Origin of the sequence: Burkholderia sp. Bp8994 (assembly GCF_003853805.1) — a bacterium.
Classification (GTDB): domain Bacteria; phylum Pseudomonadota; class Gammaproteobacteria; order Burkholderiales; family Burkholderiaceae; genus Burkholderia.
In genome coordinates this window covers 25,844-40,723 of record NZ_QTQH01000022.1, presented here as the reverse complement: position 1 = coordinate 40,723, position 14,880 = coordinate 25,844, and the positions used below count along the sequence as shown (strand labels likewise).

Below are 14,880 nucleotides of genomic sequence, written 5' to 3'. Positions count from 1 at the left end.
GCTACTGCGCCGCATTTGGCGTCATCGCGTCGGACGCTGACGCGCGAACGCATCGGCCGCGGCGCGATCCGGTTGCGCTCACCCCGCCGCCAACGCCTGCGCCAGCCGTTCGATCAGCGCCCGCACGCGCCGCGGCTGCACCGCGCCGCCCGGATAGACGATCTGCAGGTCGACTTCACCCGGCGAGAACTCGCGAAGGATCTCGACCAGCGCGCCGGACGCCAGATCCTGCTCGACGTCGAGCAGCGACTTCAGCGCAATCCCGTGCCCCGCGACGCACCACGCGCGCACGAGCGCGCCGTCGTTGGCGACGCGCCGGCCGCGCACCGTCACGCGCTTCGGTTCGTCGTCGATACGGAACGGCCACTCGGCATACAGCTCCTGACCGAAGCGCATCACGATGCAGTCGTGCGCGGCAAGTTCGGCCGGATGCCGCGGCGTGCCGTGCGCGGCGAGATACGCAGGCGCGGCGCACACCACGCGGCGCGAGCGGCCGAGCGAGCGGCTGCGCAGCGCGCTGTCCGCGAGCTGGCCGCGACGGATCGCGAAGTCGAGCCCCTGCCCGACGAGATCGACGTAGCCGTCGCCGAGATGCAGGTCGACCGTGACGCCCGGGTGCTCGGCCAGGAACGCGTCGACCACCGGCACGACGCGCGCCTGCCCGAGATCGGCCGGCGCGCTCAGCCGCACGGGCCCCGACAGCGTCTGCGCGCCGAGCCGCACGCGGCTTTCGAGTTCGTCGGCCTCGGCGAGCAGGCGCCGCGCGCCCGCGACCAGCGTGCGGCCCTCGTCGGTCAGGCTGATCGCGCGGGTCGTGCGCGTGAGCAGCGCCGCGCCGTAGTGGCGCTCGAGCGCCGTCAGCCGCTCGGAAACCGTGGCAGGCGACAGGCCGACCTCGCGGCCGGCCGCGGCCAGCCCGCCCTTCTCCACGATGCGCAGGAACAGCGCGAGGTTGTCGAGCAGCATTCTTCGCTTCCTCCGAAGGATATTTTCGAAGTCTGCCCAATTATCCGGATGAACCGCAAGCGCTAGAGTGAACGCTCACCTTGCCGACGCCCGCTCGCGCCGGCCTCGACGACGAAAGGACACCCGCCATGGAATACCGCACGCTCGGCCGCTCCGGCCTCAAGGTTCCCGCGCTGAGCTTCGGCGCAGGCACGTTCGGCGGCACCGGCCCGTTGTTCGGCGCCTGGGGCAACACGGACGTCGACGAAGCGCGCCGCCTGGTCGACATCTGCCTCGAAGCCGGCGTCAACCTGTTCGACACCGCCGACGTGTACTCGGACGGCGCATCCGAGCGCGTGCTCGGCGCCGCGATCCACGGCCGGCGCGACCAGGTGCTGATCTCGACCAAGACGGGCCTGCCGACCGGCGATGGCCCGAACGACGCCGGCACGTCGCGCGCACGGCTGATCCGCGCGGTCGACGACGCGCTGCGCCGCCTCGATACCGACTACATCGATCTGCTGCAGCTCCATGCGTTCGACGCGGCCACGCCGGTCGAGGAAGTGATGTCGACGCTGGACGACCTCGTGCGTGCGGGCAAGCTGCGCTACATCGGCGTGTCGAATTTCGCGGGCTGGCAGATCATGAAATCGCTCGCGCTAGCCGACCGGCACGGCTGGTCGCGCTACGTCGCGAACCAGGTCTACTACTCGCTCGTCGGCCGCGACTACGAGTGGGACCTGATGCCGCTCGGCGCGGACCAGGGCCTCGGCGCGCTGGTGTGGAGCCCGCTCGGCTGGGGCCGGCTCACCGGCAAGATCCGCCGCCACGCGCCGCTGCCCGAACGCAGCCGCCTGCACGATACGGCCGGCTTCGGGCCGCCGGTCGACGACGAACGGCTGTACGACGTGGTCGACGCGCTCGACGCGATCGCCGAGGAAACCGGCAGGACCGTGCCGCAGATCGCGCTGAACTGGCTGCTGCAACGCCCGACCGTGTCGTCGGTGATCATCGGCGCGCGCAACGAGGAACAGTTGCGCCAGAACCTCGGTGCGCTCGGCTGGTCGCTGACCGATGCGCAAGTCGCGAAGCTCGATGCGGCGAGTGCGATCGAAGCGCCGTATCCGTACTTCCCGTATCGCCGGCAGGACGCGTTCGCGCGGCTCAATCCGCCGATGCGCGGGTAGGCGGAGCAGCGGACCGTCGCGCTCCGATGCAATGATGCAACGACGTGGCGACGTGGCGACATAGCGACATAGCGACATAGCGACGTAGCGGCGTGGAGACACAGCGTCGTAACGGCGTAACGGCCTAGCGACATAGCGGCGTAACGGCATAACGACGTAGCGACGACACGGCGCGACGGCCGTCACCGCGCGGCCAGCACACAGTCGATCATCTCGCCGATCCGCCGCGCGAGCCCGTCCATCCGCTCGGCCGGCACGCCGCCGTAGCCGAGCACGAGCCCGTTGTAACCCGCCGCGGTGCCCGGCAGGCAGAACGACGACAGCGGCCGCAGGATCAGCCCGTGCGCCTGCGCGACGCGGCTCAGTTCCGTGTCGGCCACCGGCACGTCGAGCCGCGCGGACAGATGCATGCCGCCCGCGCCGCCCGACACCGTCAGCCGCGTATTCAGCCGCCGCGCCAGTGCGTCGTGCAGTGCGTCGCGCCGCTCGGCATACACGCGGCGCATGCGCCGCAGATGGCGCGTGAAATGCCCGGCGTCGATGAAATCCGCGAGCGCGCGCTGCTCGACGGCGCGGCCCTGCAGCATCAGTGCGCCCGCCGCGTCGCGCAGCGGCTGCGCAAGCGCGGGCGGCACGACCATGAAGCCGAGCCGCAACGCCGGAAACATCACCTTGCTGAAGGTACCGAGGTAGATCACCGGCGCGTCGTCGGCGAGCCCCTGCACGGCCGCGTGCGGCGTGCCGTGGTGACGGAACTCGCTGTCGTAGTCGTCCTCGACGATCCATGCGCCGGCAGCGCGCGCCTGCGCGACGAGCGCGAGCCGCCGTTCGAGGCTCATCACCGCGCCGAGCGGATATTGGTGCGACGGCGTGATGTAGACGAGCTTCGGCGGACGATCGCGCCAGTCGTCCGGATGCGGCGCGAGCCCCTGCGCATCGACGCCGATCGGCTCGACGCGCAGGTCGGCCGCGAGAAACGCGTTGCGCGCGCCGTGGTAGCCGGGGTTCTCGATCCATGCGACGTCGCTCGCGTCGGCCAGCGCGCGGGCGCACAGGTCGAGCGCGCCCTGCGTGCCGTCGGTGACGATCACCTGCGCGGCGTCGCAGCGCACACCGCGCGACGCGCGCAGATAGCCGGCGATCGCGTCGCGCAGCACCGCGTCGCCTTCCGCGGACTGATAGCCGAGCTGCGCCGGCCCCGCCGAGCGCCATGCGCGCTCGACGCAGCGCCGCCACTGCTCGAGCGGGAACGCGTCGACGGCCGGCACGCCCGGCATGAACGGCAGTGATTCGTCGAGGCCGCTCGTCGCGCGCTCGGTCTGCGCGACGCGCCGCGACAGCGCCGCCGTAGCGCCGGCGGGCGCCGCGGCGGCGACCTGCGACCCGCGCAATCCCATCCGGGCGACCACCGTGCCCTGCCGCGTGCCGGTCACGAACCCTTCCGATGCGAGCCGCTCGTACGCGTACAGCACCGAATTGCGTGCGATGCCGAGCTCGTCGGCCAGCGTGCGCGATGCGGCAAGCCGCGTGCCCTCGGCGATCCGGCCGCTCAGGATCGCGTCGCGCAGGCACGCGTACAGCCGCTGCTGCTGCGACATCCGCGTGGCCGCGTGCGGCCCCGCTTCGCGCTCGAAGGTCGACAGCAGCAACGCGTAATCCATCGTGGCTCCAGATTGTGTGGATGTCATGGGTCTACACATGGTGCCACGAACTTTCTATCGTAGATGTCTGCGCGCGTTTCCGGCCGTGCCGGCAACGCTTCATTCCATCCATCCTCGAGAGGTTCGCGACCATGAACGCTACCGACACCGGCCTGACCGTGCGCCCCGTGCGCGAAGACGATTTCGACGACTGGCTGCCGCTGTGGGACGGCTACAACCGCTTCTACGGCCGCTTCGGCGATACCGCGCTGCCGCGCGAGATCACGCAGCTCACGTGGTCGCGCTTCTTCGACGGCTACGAGCCCGTGCATGCGCGTGTCGCGGAACGCGACGGCCGGCTCGTCGGGCTCGTGCATTTCCTGTATCACCGGAGCACGACGCTGGCCGGGCCGACCTGCTATCTGCAGGATCTCTTCACGCTCGAGCGCGAACGCGGCAAGGGCGTGGGCCGCGCATTGATCGAAGCCGTGTACGACGCCGCGCAGGCGCAGCGCGCCGAACGCGTGTACTGGCAGACGCACGAGACGAATCGCACGGCGATGCGGCTCTACGACACCGTCGCGGAAAAAACCGGATTCGTGATCTACCGGAAGGTCTTGCCGCGCTGATCATGCGGCGTGCCGCAGGCCGCACGCCGCGCGGCCGCGACGGTTTCAATCCAGCGGCCGCGCCTTGATCCACAGGAACAGCGGCACGCGCGACCACTGCTTCAGCGTGTCCGTGTCGGCGCGATCGGGCAGCGGCTCGCGCAGCGACACGATCGCGAAGCCGGCCGCCTCCAGCGCATCCATGTAGGCCCGGAGCGGCAGCGACCAGCCCGCGAAGTGCATCGACAGCCCGTCGCGCGTTTCCACGCCCTCGAAATGCTCGCTGCCGAAATACGTGCCTTCGAGCACGAACGGCGCGTCGGGCTGCGGCCCCGCGAAACGGCCGCGATCGCGGAACGGATGCACGAGCGACACGAACAGCAGCCCGCCCGGCTTCAGCACGCGACGTGCCTCGCGCAACGCGGCCGCCATGTCGTCGAGGTCCATCAGCACGTTGTATGCCATCACGATGTCGAAGCTGGCCGGATCGAACGGCAGCGAGGCGGCATCGGCGAGTGCGTAGCGGTGCGCCGAGTCGGCGCGACGCGCGGCGTCGAGCATCGCGGGCACCGCGTCGCTCGCGGTCACGTCGTAGCCGAGCGCCTTCAGCTCGCGGCTCACGCGTCCCTCGCCGCAGCCGATCTCCAGTGCGCGGCCGGTGCCGCGGCCGAGGTAGGCTGCCAGCCCGTCGCGATACTTCCAGAACGCATCGTGGCCCGGCCTGCCGGCCCAGTCGATCCATTGGTCGGCAACGTGAGTCCAGTGTTCCGTGATGGTTTTGCTGTCGGTCATGTTCGCTCCCGATCGGTGTTCGTCGTGCGGGCCCAGGATGCGCATGGTAAGCCGAAGCGGCGGTGCGCGTGAGCGCGTTGCGCGGCTCGAGGCCGCCGCGGCCGGTTTCCGTTTCCGGCGGCGGCGTTCTACAGTTGTTACGACGGACGACATGCGCCGCCGGACATCGTTCGCGTTCGGCGCGCGTGCCGATACACCCCCGATTCCGAGGAACGTCCATGCCGAGTATCGTCGCCGGCCCCGCCGATCTGCCGCCGAGCCCCGTCGCCGCCGAAACGCGGATGGTGCACGACGTCGCCACGCTGCAGCCGTCGGACTATCGTTCGGCCGACGGGTCATCGTGGGTCATCGCCACCCTCACGCCGGCCCCGGACAGCGGCGAAAACGTGACCGGCAATACCTACTTCGATACCGCGAAACGGCAAACCGTCGCAGTGCCCGACGCGCGTCGGCGTTACGCGAACCGCGGCACCTGGCAGGTCGTCGCGAGTTCCAGCCCGTCGGTGCCCGCCACCGGCCGCTACGACTGGCTCACGCTCGCATGGCTGCCGATCAACGGGCGGCCGCTGCCGCAAACGCCCGAGCATCTGTATTCGCCGTTCATTCGCGGCGGCACGATCGTCTATCGGTGGAATCCGGCCGCGCAAGGCGGCGAGCAGTTCGGCAACGTGCGGATGATCTTTCCGGCGTGGCAACGGCAGGTCGCGGACGTGCTGCGCGGCGCACCCGGCGACGTCGCGCAAGCGGCGGCGGCGCCCGCATCGGCGCTCGATCGCGTGCAGCAGGACGGCAATCCGATGGCCGCCGTGCTCGACTTCGCCGCCGCGCTGCACGAGGAACCGGCCGACCGGATCGCTGCGCGCCTGCCGGCATTGCTGCGCGCGAGCGACCTGCACGAAGTGTCGGCGATCGTGTTTCAGTGCATCGCCGCATCGCGGGAAGCGGACCGGCCACGCTTCGTCGAGGCGATCAACGGGTCCGTCACCTCGATCGACGACGGCGCGCGCCTGCTCGCCATCGCCTACGGCGCATTCGCGGCCGGCAGGGCGAAGCCGCGTCCGTTCAGTGATGCCGAACAGGCTGCGCGCATCAACGATGTGTTCGCGGCCTTGAAGCAGCGGACGTCGGCACTCGGCGTGCCGGCCGGACAGGGTTCGCCGTGGTACGAATTCTTTACCGCGTACCGGCTTGGCGGTGCGCCTTCCGGCTCGAGCGGAAGCAGGCAGTAATTACCTGGCCTGCGCGAACGTCGGCGGCCTGATGCGTCGCAAGACTTCGACGAAAACGACGTCGTCCTGAATGCCGGCGCCCGGCATGCGATTCGCACGCGTCGGGCGGTGCATGGCGCGCGGTCGCCAAGGGAACCCGTGTGCGTCCCGTAGGGTCGAAACGTCACATGACCGTCGACGGCATCGCGTTCGCCGGTCGATCCACGATCCCCGCACCCTTTTCTCCCCATGTTGAGCATCGGTCCCTTCTCGATCCGCGTCGTCGCGGTAGCCGCCGCCGCGCTGCTGGCGTGGCTCGTTGCCCGTTTCATCCAGCGCCGCCCACCCGACGGACATCACAAGAGCGCGTCGAGCCTGATCCTCGACGTGCTGCTGCTCGGGCTGGTCGCCGCGCGTATCGGCTATGTCGCGCAATGGTGGCGCGACTACGCGACGACGCCGCGCGCCATCGTCGCGCTCGGTGACGGCGGCTTCGACTGGCGCATCGGCATCGCCGCCGCACTGGCGTTCGCCGTCTGGCGGCTGCGTCGCCTGCCCGCGCTGCGCAAACCCGTGGCGGCCGGCATCGTCGCGGGCCTCGCCGCGTGGGGCATCGCGCAAGGCACGCTGGCGACACTGCAGCGAACCGCGCCGCCATTCGCCGCGCTGCAGCTCGAAGCGCTCGATGCGACGCCCGTCCTGCCGCAACGCTTTGCAGGCAAGCCGGTCGTGGTGAACCTGTGGGCGACGTGGTGCGCACCGTGCCGGCGCGAGATGCCGCTCCTCGAACAGGCGCAACGCGATCATCCGGGCATTACGGTGCTGATGCTCAACCAGGGGGAAAACGCGCAGGCCGTGCGCGCGTTCCTCGAACAGCAGGGGCTGCGCTTCGACAACGTGCTGCTCGATCCGTCGTTGCATGCGATGCATGCGTACGGATCGCGCGGGCTGCCCACAACGCTGTTCTTCAATGCGAAAGGCGAGCTCGTCGAATCGCACATGGGCGAGCTCACCGCCGCGCGCTTGAAGGACGCGGTGGCGCAGCGTTTCGGTCAGTGATGTCGTCGGCAGCCTGCTCGACGCCACGATCGATCGGCGATGGCAGCGCGCGTTCCCGCAGCCGCGACCGATTCGACCGCCGACTCGCCGGCACTTCGACTACCATCGGCGACGCTCACGGCCTCGACAACACCATCACCCGCCCCGACACGCGCTGAAGCTTCAGCCACCCCGTGTCGGCGGTAAACCTGAGCTGCTGCAACGGGAAATCGAATCCCGCCTTCTGCGCGGCGCTGACCACCGCATCGGCAATCCAGCGAATCAGTTCCTTTCCTTCGTCGGTCGTCTGGTGACCGTTCTGGACACCATAGAAATAGCGGTTCCCTGCGTTGACTTCGTTCTGCAACTGCATCCAGTGCCCCGGGAGGCCGGGCAGGGTCCTGAACAGGTCGGCCACGCGCTGCGTCGTCAGGCCGCGCGCCCACAACGCGCCGTTCACGGCGGGCCGCGCCAGGTTGTGACGGTCTGCGTCCTGTGCCTGTCCCTTGATCTCGCCTTTCAGACTATCGGGTTTCGTCATCGCACTGTCCTCGTGAGGGCCCGGTAACGGGCCGATTGAATGAATAATGCCGCCGAATAGCGAGCGCACGCGCGTCTTGCACGATACCGCTAATCTCAAAATTGATCGCCTGTCAGGTATATCAGGCCGGCGCCCGGCAATATCGCGCGCAAAAATCATCCTCGTCCGATAGGCGTCGCGACAGCAGGCCGATATGCTTCGTCGGGTGCGGTGCCGGTGAAATGCCCTGTTCAAGTTCGGAGTGAGCCGGTCATCGAGCTTCATCGGCGCCGCACCCCGCTTCGTTGCGAGCCGGCTTCGGCGCGGGCGCTCGATGGTGGCCGGTGGGCGCGGCCACGACAGGGAAAGACGATGTTGAAACAACACGCTGCCATATGCGAACGCCGAGCGTCTGCGCCGAAGCCGGATCCCTCCCGCCATTCCCTTCATTCCCGCCTGCACACCCCGCCATTATTCAAAAAAGCGTGACACGCATCGATATAATTTCCGAGATATATCGAACGGCACTCCATTGAATATTCACCATTAAATCGAACTGTTTCGGTTTCCGATTTTCTGAACAATTCCCATTCCCGGTCGAATATTTTTTCATTTATTTTTCGCCATGCTGACTGAACCGTGTTTGAAACTGCAAGCGTTTGCGAGACACGGTGAAGTGCCTTATCCATCGACTTCCAGGAGGAAAGCATGGCCGAAACTCAAACGTCCTCGAATCGCGCCGGCGAGTTTTCGATTCCGCCGAACACCGACTTCCGCGCGATTTTCTTCGCGAATGCTGCCGAGCAGCAGCACATCAAGCTCTTCATCGGCGACAGCACGGAACCGGCCGCTTATCACAAGCTGACCACGCGCGACGGCCCGCGCGAAGCCACGCTGAATTCGGGCAACGGCAAGCTGCGCTTCGAAGTGACGGTAAACGGCAAGACGTCGGCCACCGATGCGCGCCTCGCGCCGATCAGCGGCAAGAAATCGGACGGTTCGCCGTTCACGGTCAACTTCGGGATCGTCGTGTCGGAAGACGGTCACGACAGCGACTACAACGACGGCATCGTCGTGCTGCAGTGGCCGATCGGCTGACCTGACGCACGATCGGCGGCCGCGCCGTGCCGGCCCACCGTCGTCTGGCCGGCCAGCGGTTCGCGCCCATCAAGCGGGCCCTCACGCAGCACCCCAATCCAGAACAGCGTTATCACAGGAGACTTCCATGCCGCTTCTTTCGGCTTCGATCAACAGCGCACCCGTCGTCACGTCCGAGACGTACGTCGACATCCCCGGCCTGCATATCGACATCGCCAAGGCAGAGATTCGCGACGGGAAACTGCAGGTCATCCTCAACGTGCCGACGCCGTACGCGACCGGCAACAATTTCCCCGGCATCTATTTCGCGATCGCGACCGACAAAGGCGTCGTCGCGGACGGCTGCTTCACCTATTCCTCGAAGGTGCCCGAAAGCACTGGGCGCATGCCGTTCACGCTCGTCGCGACGATCGACGTCGGCAGCGGCGTCACGTTCGTGAAAGGGCAGTGGAAAAGCGTGCGCGGCAGCGCGATGCATATCGATTCGTACGCGAGCATTTCCGCGATCGGTGACACGGCCGCGCAATCGTCGTCGCAAGGCGGCGGGAATCAGGGCACCGAAACCGGCGGCGGCGAACGCGACGGCACGTTCAACCTGCCGCCGAACATCAAGTTCGGCGTGACCGCACTCACCAACGCGGCGAACGACCAGACGATCGACATCTACATCGACGACAACCCGAAACCGGCCGCCACGTTCAAGGGCGCGGGCGTGCAGGACCAGAACCTCGGCACGAAAGTGCTCGACTCCGGCAAGGGGCGCGTACGCGTGATCGTGACGGCGAACGGCAAGCCGTCGCGCATCGGCTCGCGGCAAATCGATCTCTTCAAGAAGTCGTACTTCGGAATCGTCGGCTCGGAAGACGGCACCGACGACGACTACAACGACGGCATCGTGTTCCTGAACTGGCCGCTGGGCTGAACCCGGCGATGCGCGGCGCGGCAACGCGTGCGCGCCGCCGTCGAAGCCGCAATGGCGACGGGGCCAACCGCCCCGGCCACCCGTTGTGAAGCGATTCATTCGAGCAGTCATTTGCAGTCCCACGCCGCGCTCCGCGCGAGACGACGGCGAGATCCGCTCACCGGCCGCGCGATGCGAGACATTCCATCAAGACGAGGAAGACATGTCACAACCGTTTACCCATGACGATCTCTACGCCCTGCTGCAACTTGCCGGCAACGATGCAACCGCCGTGCAATCGAACGGCGACCAGGCCGTGCTCGACCGGATGCGTCAGTTCATGACCGCGCAGCTCGTGGAGAAGCTGCCGCAATACGATGTGTTCGTCGACATCGCGACCATCCCGTACAGCTTCGATGTCGGCAGCTGGCAGAACAAGGTGAAGGCCGATGCGGCCGGGCAGGTGATCGCCTGCACGGTGACGTGGGCCGGCGCACCCGGCGTGCTGCCCGGCGCGGCGGCGAAGTTCGGCGTCGGTGCGGTGGTCAATTACTTCTCGAAGGCGACGCCGCAACCGCAACCCACGCAGCCGGACACCACGACGACCGGCGGCGGCGAACGTGACGGCATCTTCAACCTGCCGCCGAACATTGCATTCGGCGTGACGGCGCTCGTCAATTCGTCCGCGCAGCAGACGATCGAAGTCTTCGTCGACGACAACCCGAAACCGGCCGCAACGTTCCAGGGCGCCGGCACGCAGGACGCGAACCTGAACACGCAGGTCGTGAACTCGGGCAAGGGGAAGGTGCGCGTGGTCGTGACGGCGAACGGCAAGCCGTCGAAGATCGGTTCGCGCCAGGTCGACATCTTCAAGAAGACCTATTTCGGGCTGGTCGGCTCTGAAGACGGTACGGACGGCGACTACAACGACGGCATCGCGATCCTGAACTGGCCGCTGGGTTGACGGGCTGACCGTCAAACGGAAGGCAAGCGCCGGGCGCTGACTGGCCCGGCGCTTGCCTTTATTGCTCCCGATGCCCGCCGGGAGCATCGCACACGGGCATGACAAACACCGGATGGATAGCCTGAAACATGACGTGGTCGCGCCTGCACACGGTACGCCGGGCGAGCACGCGCGACGTCGCGACATCAGCCGTCACGCCGGGCGCCACGCTGCGACATCGCGAGCGGCGACGTCAAGCTGGCCGCGGCCAACTGCGTGCGCGCGGCGTAGGCCACGCGGTTGAACGCGACACGCTGCTCACCCTTCAGTTTCGCTGCCTTCGCCGCCTGCACGAGGCCGATCGGATCGACAAGACGGCCGTGTCGGCGGACCTCGAAGTGCAGATGCGGGCCGGTCGCGGTCCCGGTACTGCCGACCGCGCCCACCCGTTGACCTCGGGCGACCCGCGCACCGGTTCGCAGCGTGGGCTCGAACGCCGACAAGTGCGCGTAGTACGACGCATAGCCACCGTCATGACGGATCACCACATACTTGCCGTAACCGCCCGGCTCGGTGCCGATGAACGTCACGACGCCGCGCTCGGAGGCATGGACGGCGCGCCCTGTCGGCGCGGCGAGATCGACGCCCGAATGCACGTGGCGCGCGCCGGTCACCGGATGCACGCGCGCGCCGAAGCGCGAACTGGTGCGAGTCGACCGGACCGGCATCGCGAACCGGGTGCCGTCGAACGGCATGCCGTCGAGATCGTAATAGGCGCCCGGCACCGCCGCTCCGGGGGCGAACCACACGGCCGCGACGCGCCGGCCGCGAAAGCGGATGTCGAGCGCCGTCACGCGCACGCCGTCCGGCAGTGCCGCATCGTCATCGGATTCGAATGCGACACGGAAGGTGTCGCCGGTCGCGCCGTGCAGCTTCGGGTCGATACGACCGGCCAACATGCGCGTCAGCTGCGCCACGACACCGTCGGGCAATTCGGCGCGCGCCAGCGACGCATGCAGGCTGCCGGTGATCGCACCGGCCCGCGCGCCGCTCTCCCGCTCCGCGAGCACGAACGGTTGCGCGGACGCCAGCTCGACCCGACGCGATGCGAATGCCGAAGGCGTGCCGATCGCGGGAAGATGCGATGCAAAACCATACTCGAAACGCCCTGCGTAACCCCGCTCGATCGCACCCCGTGCCGCATCGCAAAGGACAACGTACGGCGCACAGGCGCCGGCACGCACGACGAACATGCCGGGATAGGCCTCCGCACGCACACGCACCGCCTGCGCATCCGCCACGATGCGCGGAACCACCGTCGACGCAAGCAAGCCGCCCCAGACGGTGCGGGCGGAATTGAAGAAAGGCACGTCGACAAGGTCGGCCGCTTGCGCCGCCACGGGCGCGGACGGCACGGCACCGGAGGATGCCAGCGCCATCGCGCCCTGTGTGCCGGCAAGCCACGCCGCCGCGATGACACCGCGCAGCAGCGCGCGGCGAACGGGAAAGCGGATGGCGCCGCGTTGCGCGGATCGACCTTGTTCGCGTGCGAGACGTAAACACAGGTCGAACCGCATCGCGTCGTCACTCGCTATCCATGAAAATTTGAAATGAACCGGGTATCGCGGAGGAAAGAGCGTCGCGATCCGGTAGCCTGGAGGCGAGTGTACTGGCGCGACCAACATCGCCGAATAGGACCAATCCGATTTGTTCAGATGTTGTCTTAGTACATGAACGAAAGACAAAAGTCGCCGTAAAAATGCGCGGGATGCGCCCCTTCGGTCGCGTGACACCCCGCATGGCTGTACAGTCGAGGGTTGCCCGCGCACGCGCGCATGCCCGCCGGGCCACGGCGGGTGCGCCGCCCGTCGCGCCTTCTGTCCTCAACCCGGAATCCCGTCATGTTTCTCGATCATCTTCATCCGGAACGCTGGACGTTCCTGTGGAACGCGTTGTCCACGCTGTCGCTCAGGCTCTGCGCCGCCCTCGCGCTGCTCGTTGCGGGCTGGTGGCTGTCGAAACGCATCGGCAACTGGCTGAGCCGGCTGCTCGCGAACAAGGAGCGCGTCGACGACACGCTGCGGCCAATCCTCTGCGACGTCGCCGTGTGGGGCATCCGCATCGTCGCGATCGTCGGCGCGCTGTCGCAGCTGGGCATCGAAACCGCGAGCATCGTCGCGGTGCTCGGCGCGGCCGGCCTCGCGATCGGGCTCGCACTGCAGGGCACGATGCAGAACATCGCGGCCGGCATCATGCTGTTGCTGCTGCGGCCGTTCAAGGTGGGCGACTACATCGACGGCGGCTCGAGCGTCGCGGGGACGGTGGACGAAGTCGGCCTCTTCATGACGCGGCTGACGAAGCCGGACGGCATCTGCGAATACGTGCCGAACAGCGCGCTGTGGGGCAGCGCGATCCGCAATTACACGCGCAATCCGACGCGCCGTCTCGATCTCGAGGTGGAAGTGTCGGTGCACGACGACATCGATCGCGCGCTCGACGCGCTGCGCGCGCTGGCCGAAGCCGATCCCGACGTGCTGACGGAACCGGCACCGGACGTGATGGTGATGCGCTTCGACGACAGCACGGCGATCGCGAACATGCGCGTGTGGACGCACACCGACAAGTTCTGGGCGATGCGCTGGCGCCTCGCGCGCCAGGTGCGCAAGACGCTCGCCGATGCGGACTGCGCGTTGCCGATCCGCACGCGCGAACTGCACATCGTGCATGACGCCGAACAGCAGCGCCGGGCCGACCCGCGCCGCGTACAGGCGTCGTAAGACCTCGGGGCGCACGACCGCGCATGGCGCGCTGCGCCGTGCGCCCCGCTCGCATCACATCCTGACGATATCGAGCAGCGCCTTCCTGCCGCTCTTGTAAGTGAATACCGAGATCGCACCGTGCTTCAGGTCGCCCTGCGGCGTGAAGCTCGTTTCGCCGATCACGCCGCGATAGTCGGTCGCCGGCATCGCGGCGAGCACCTTCGCCGGGTCCGTCGAGTTCGCGCGCTTCATCGCGTCGACGATGATGTACACCGCGTCGTACGAGAACGGTGCATACACCTGCATCGGCTGGCGATAGCGCGCCTCGTAACGCTTCACGAACGCCGCGCCGCCCGGCATCTTCTCGAGCGCGATGCCGGCTTCCGAGCACACGACGTTGTCCGATGCCGAGCCCGCGAGCTTCGGCAGGTCGGTCGAGCACACGCCGTCGCCGGCGAGGATCTTCGCGCGCATGCCGAGCTGGCGCGCCTGCTTCGCGAGCGGACCGCCCGTCGCGTCCATCCCGCCGTACATGATCGCGTCGGGGTTCTCGCCCTTGATCTTCGTTAGGATCGCGCGGAAGTCGATCGCCTTGTCGTTGGTCGCATCGCGCGAGACGATCTTCATCCCGGCCGCTTTCGCCGCCTTTTCGAACTCGGTCGCGAGGCCCTGCCCGTACGCGGTCGAATCGTCGACCACGGCGACCGTCCTGATGCCCAGGTGCTTCGCCGCGTACATCGCGAGCGCGGGCCCTTGCTGCGCATCGGTCGCGACGACGCGATAGGTCGTCTTGAAGCCCTGCTGCGTGTAGGTCGGGTTGGTCGCGGCCTGCGAGATCTGCACGACGCCGCCGTCGCGATAGACGCGCGATGCGGGAATCGACGTACCCGAGTTGTGATGGCCGACGACGCCGACCACCTTGTCGTCGACGAGCCGCTGCGCGACCTGCGTCGCGGTGCGCGGGTCGCCCGCGTCGTCCTGCGCGTCGAGCTGCAGCGTGACCTTCCTGCCGCCGATCGCGAGCCCCTTCGCGTTGATTTCCTCGACCGCGAGCCGCGCGCCGTTCTCGCTGTCCTTGCCGAGATGCGCGATCGCGCCGGTCAGCGGCGCGACGTGCCCGATGCGCACGATCTCGTCCGCGTGCGCGGACAGCGCGAATAGTGCACACGCCAGCGCGACCGCGCATGCCGCCTTGTTCCGATGCCGATTCCGATTCATGTTCGTCTCCTTCCTTGTCGCTG

General features: G+C 67.8%; 15 protein-coding genes. 8 read left to right on the top strand and 7 right to left on the bottom strand.

Translation table 11 applies throughout. The features are described 5' to 3' along the window. Window positions 1-78: 78 nt before the first annotated feature. A complete protein-coding gene (locus DIE04_RS23355) occupies window positions 79-966 on the bottom strand; it encodes a LysR family transcriptional regulator (protein WP_124487070.1) in 888 nt (295 codons plus the stop codon). Window positions 967-1,094: 128 nt separating this feature from the next. On the opposite strand from DIE04_RS23355, the gene DIE04_RS23350 reads away from it, so the two are divergent. Further along, window positions 1,095-2,132, top strand: coding sequence for an aldo/keto reductase (locus DIE04_RS23350; protein ID WP_124520891.1), 1,038 nt, complete (start codon window positions 1,095-1,097; stop codon window positions 2,130-2,132). Between the two features lie 182 nt (window positions 2,133-2,314). Here DIE04_RS23350 and DIE04_RS23345 read toward each other — a convergent pair whose 3' ends face one another. Beyond that, the gene (locus DIE04_RS23345) at window positions 2,315-3,793 is read right to left on the bottom strand and encodes a PLP-dependent aminotransferase family protein (protein ID WP_124520893.1); all 1,479 of its coding nucleotides are present in this window, start codon (window positions 3,791-3,793) and stop codon (window positions 2,315-2,317) included. A 131-nt stretch (window positions 3,794-3,924) separates the two neighbouring features. Between DIE04_RS23345 and DIE04_RS23340 the strand changes: the two genes are divergently transcribed. Beyond that, window positions 3,925-4,401, top strand: a complete 477-nt coding sequence (locus DIE04_RS23340) for a GNAT family N-acetyltransferase (RefSeq protein ID WP_124487073.1) — start codon at window positions 3,925-3,927, stop codon at window positions 4,399-4,401. A 45-nt stretch (window positions 4,402-4,446) separates the two neighbouring features. On the opposite strand, the gene DIE04_RS23335 is transcribed toward DIE04_RS23340, so the two are convergent. Next, window positions 4,447-5,172, bottom strand: a complete 726-nt coding sequence (locus tag DIE04_RS23335) for a bifunctional 2-polyprenyl-6-hydroxyphenol methylase/3-demethylubiquinol 3-O-methyltransferase UbiG (RefSeq protein WP_124520895.1) — start codon at window positions 5,170-5,172, stop codon at window positions 4,447-4,449. 218 nt (window positions 5,173-5,390) lie between these two features. Here DIE04_RS23335 and DIE04_RS23330 point away from each other — a divergent pair, with 218 nt between their 5' ends. Further along, on the top strand, window positions 5,391-6,401 hold the full coding sequence (locus DIE04_RS23330) for a hypothetical protein (RefSeq protein ID WP_124520897.1): 1,011 nt from the start codon (window positions 5,391-5,393) through the stop codon (window positions 6,399-6,401). Between the two features lie 228 nt (window positions 6,402-6,629). Then, window positions 6,630-7,439, top strand: coding sequence for a TlpA disulfide reductase family protein (locus tag DIE04_RS23325; RefSeq protein WP_124520899.1), 810 nt, complete (start codon window positions 6,630-6,632; stop codon window positions 7,437-7,439). Window positions 7,440-7,554: 115 nt separating this feature from the next. Here the strand turns inward: DIE04_RS23325 and DIE04_RS23320 are convergent, their stop codons facing one another. Beyond that, window positions 7,555-7,959, bottom strand: coding sequence for a hypothetical protein (locus DIE04_RS23320; RefSeq protein ID WP_044845438.1), 405 nt, complete (start codon window positions 7,957-7,959; stop codon window positions 7,555-7,557). Between the two features lie 425 nt (window positions 7,960-8,384). Beyond that, entirely contained in the window at window positions 8,385-8,648 is a 264-nt protein-coding gene (locus tag DIE04_RS23315) for a hypothetical protein (protein ID WP_124520901.1), read from the bottom strand. Here DIE04_RS23315 and DIE04_RS23310 point away from each other — a divergent pair. The 3 genes from DIE04_RS23310 to DIE04_RS23300 all read left to right on the top strand — a co-directional run bounded on the left by DIE04_RS23310 (window position 8,647) and on the right by DIE04_RS23300 (window position 10,901). Continuing rightward, entirely contained in the window at window positions 8,647-9,036 is a 390-nt protein-coding gene (locus tag DIE04_RS23310; protein ID WP_124520903.1) for a fucose-binding lectin II, read from the top strand. The two genes, DIE04_RS23315 and DIE04_RS23310, sit on opposite strands and share 2 nt — an antisense overlap. Window positions 9,037-9,163: 127 nt before the next feature. Then, complete coding sequence (locus tag DIE04_RS23305) at window positions 9,164-9,958, top strand: fucose-binding lectin II (RefSeq protein ID WP_124520905.1); 795 nt, start codon at window positions 9,164-9,166, stop codon at window positions 9,956-9,958. 202 nt (window positions 9,959-10,160) lie between these two features. Then, a complete protein-coding gene (locus tag DIE04_RS23300) occupies window positions 10,161-10,901 on the top strand; it encodes a fucose-binding lectin II (protein WP_124520908.1) in 741 nt (246 codons plus the stop codon). 185 nt (window positions 10,902-11,086) lie between these two features. Here DIE04_RS23300 and DIE04_RS23295 read toward each other — a convergent pair whose 3' ends face one another. Beyond that, entirely contained in the window at window positions 11,087-12,457 is a 1,371-nt protein-coding gene (locus DIE04_RS23295; RefSeq protein WP_124521004.1) for a M23 family metallopeptidase, read from the bottom strand. A 324-nt stretch (window positions 12,458-12,781) separates the two neighbouring features. Between DIE04_RS23295 and DIE04_RS23290 the strand changes: the two genes are divergently transcribed. Further along, window positions 12,782-13,657, top strand: a complete 876-nt coding sequence (locus DIE04_RS23290; protein ID WP_124487080.1) for a mechanosensitive ion channel family protein — start codon at window positions 12,782-12,784, stop codon at window positions 13,655-13,657. A 54-nt stretch (window positions 13,658-13,711) separates the two neighbouring features. Here the strand turns inward: DIE04_RS23290 and DIE04_RS23285 are convergent, their stop codons facing one another. Next, window positions 13,712-14,857 carry a branched-chain amino acid ABC transporter substrate-binding protein gene (locus tag DIE04_RS23285; protein ID WP_124520910.1) on the bottom strand — a complete coding sequence of 382 codons (1,146 nt, stop codon included), beginning with the start codon at window positions 14,855-14,857 and terminating at the stop codon, window positions 13,712-13,714. Window positions 14,858-14,880 lie beyond the last annotated feature (23 nt).

Excerpts from the sequence above, each read along its gene's own strand:
- DIE04_RS23355 (WP_124487070.1), bottom strand. The coding sequence starts at position 966 with ATGCTGCTCGACAACCTCGCGCTGTTCCTGCGCATCGTGGAGAAGGGC.
- DIE04_RS23350 (WP_124520891.1), top strand. The coding sequence starts at position 1,095 with ATGGAATACCGCACGCTCGGCCGCTCCGGCCTCAAGGTTCCCGCGCTG.
- DIE04_RS23345 (WP_124520893.1), bottom strand. The coding sequence starts at position 3,793 with ATGGATTACGCGTTGCTGCTGTCGACCTTCGAGCGCGAAGCGGGGCCG.
- DIE04_RS23340 (WP_124487073.1), top strand. The coding sequence starts at position 3,925 with ATGAACGCTACCGACACCGGCCTGACCGTGCGCCCCGTGCGCGAAGAC.
- DIE04_RS23335 (WP_124520895.1), bottom strand. The coding sequence starts at position 5,172 with ATGACCGACAGCAAAACCATCACGGAACACTGGACTCACGTTGCCGAC.
- DIE04_RS23330 (WP_124520897.1), top strand. The coding sequence starts at position 5,391 with ATGCCGAGTATCGTCGCCGGCCCCGCCGATCTGCCGCCGAGCCCCGTC.
- DIE04_RS23325 (WP_124520899.1), top strand. The coding sequence starts at position 6,630 with ATGTTGAGCATCGGTCCCTTCTCGATCCGCGTCGTCGCGGTAGCCGCC.
- DIE04_RS23320 (WP_044845438.1), bottom strand. The coding sequence starts at position 7,959 with ATGACGAAACCCGATAGTCTGAAAGGCGAGATCAAGGGACAGGCACAG.
- DIE04_RS23310 (WP_124520903.1), top strand. The coding sequence starts at position 8,647 with ATGGCCGAAACTCAAACGTCCTCGAATCGCGCCGGCGAGTTTTCGATT.
- DIE04_RS23315 (WP_124520901.1), bottom strand. The coding sequence starts at position 8,648 with ATGCTTTCCTCCTGGAAGTCGATGGATAAGGCACTTCACCGTGTCTCG.
- DIE04_RS23305 (WP_124520905.1), top strand. The coding sequence starts at position 9,164 with ATGCCGCTTCTTTCGGCTTCGATCAACAGCGCACCCGTCGTCACGTCC.
- DIE04_RS23300 (WP_124520908.1), top strand. The coding sequence starts at position 10,161 with ATGTCACAACCGTTTACCCATGACGATCTCTACGCCCTGCTGCAACTT.
- DIE04_RS23295 (WP_124521004.1), bottom strand. The coding sequence starts at position 12,457 with ATGCGGTTCGACCTGTGTTTACGTCTCGCACGCGAACAAGGTCGATCC.
- DIE04_RS23290 (WP_124487080.1), top strand. The coding sequence starts at position 12,782 with ATGTTTCTCGATCATCTTCATCCGGAACGCTGGACGTTCCTGTGGAAC.
- DIE04_RS23285 (WP_124520910.1), bottom strand. The coding sequence starts at position 14,857 with ATGAATCGGAATCGGCATCGGAACAAGGCGGCATGCGCGGTCGCGCTG.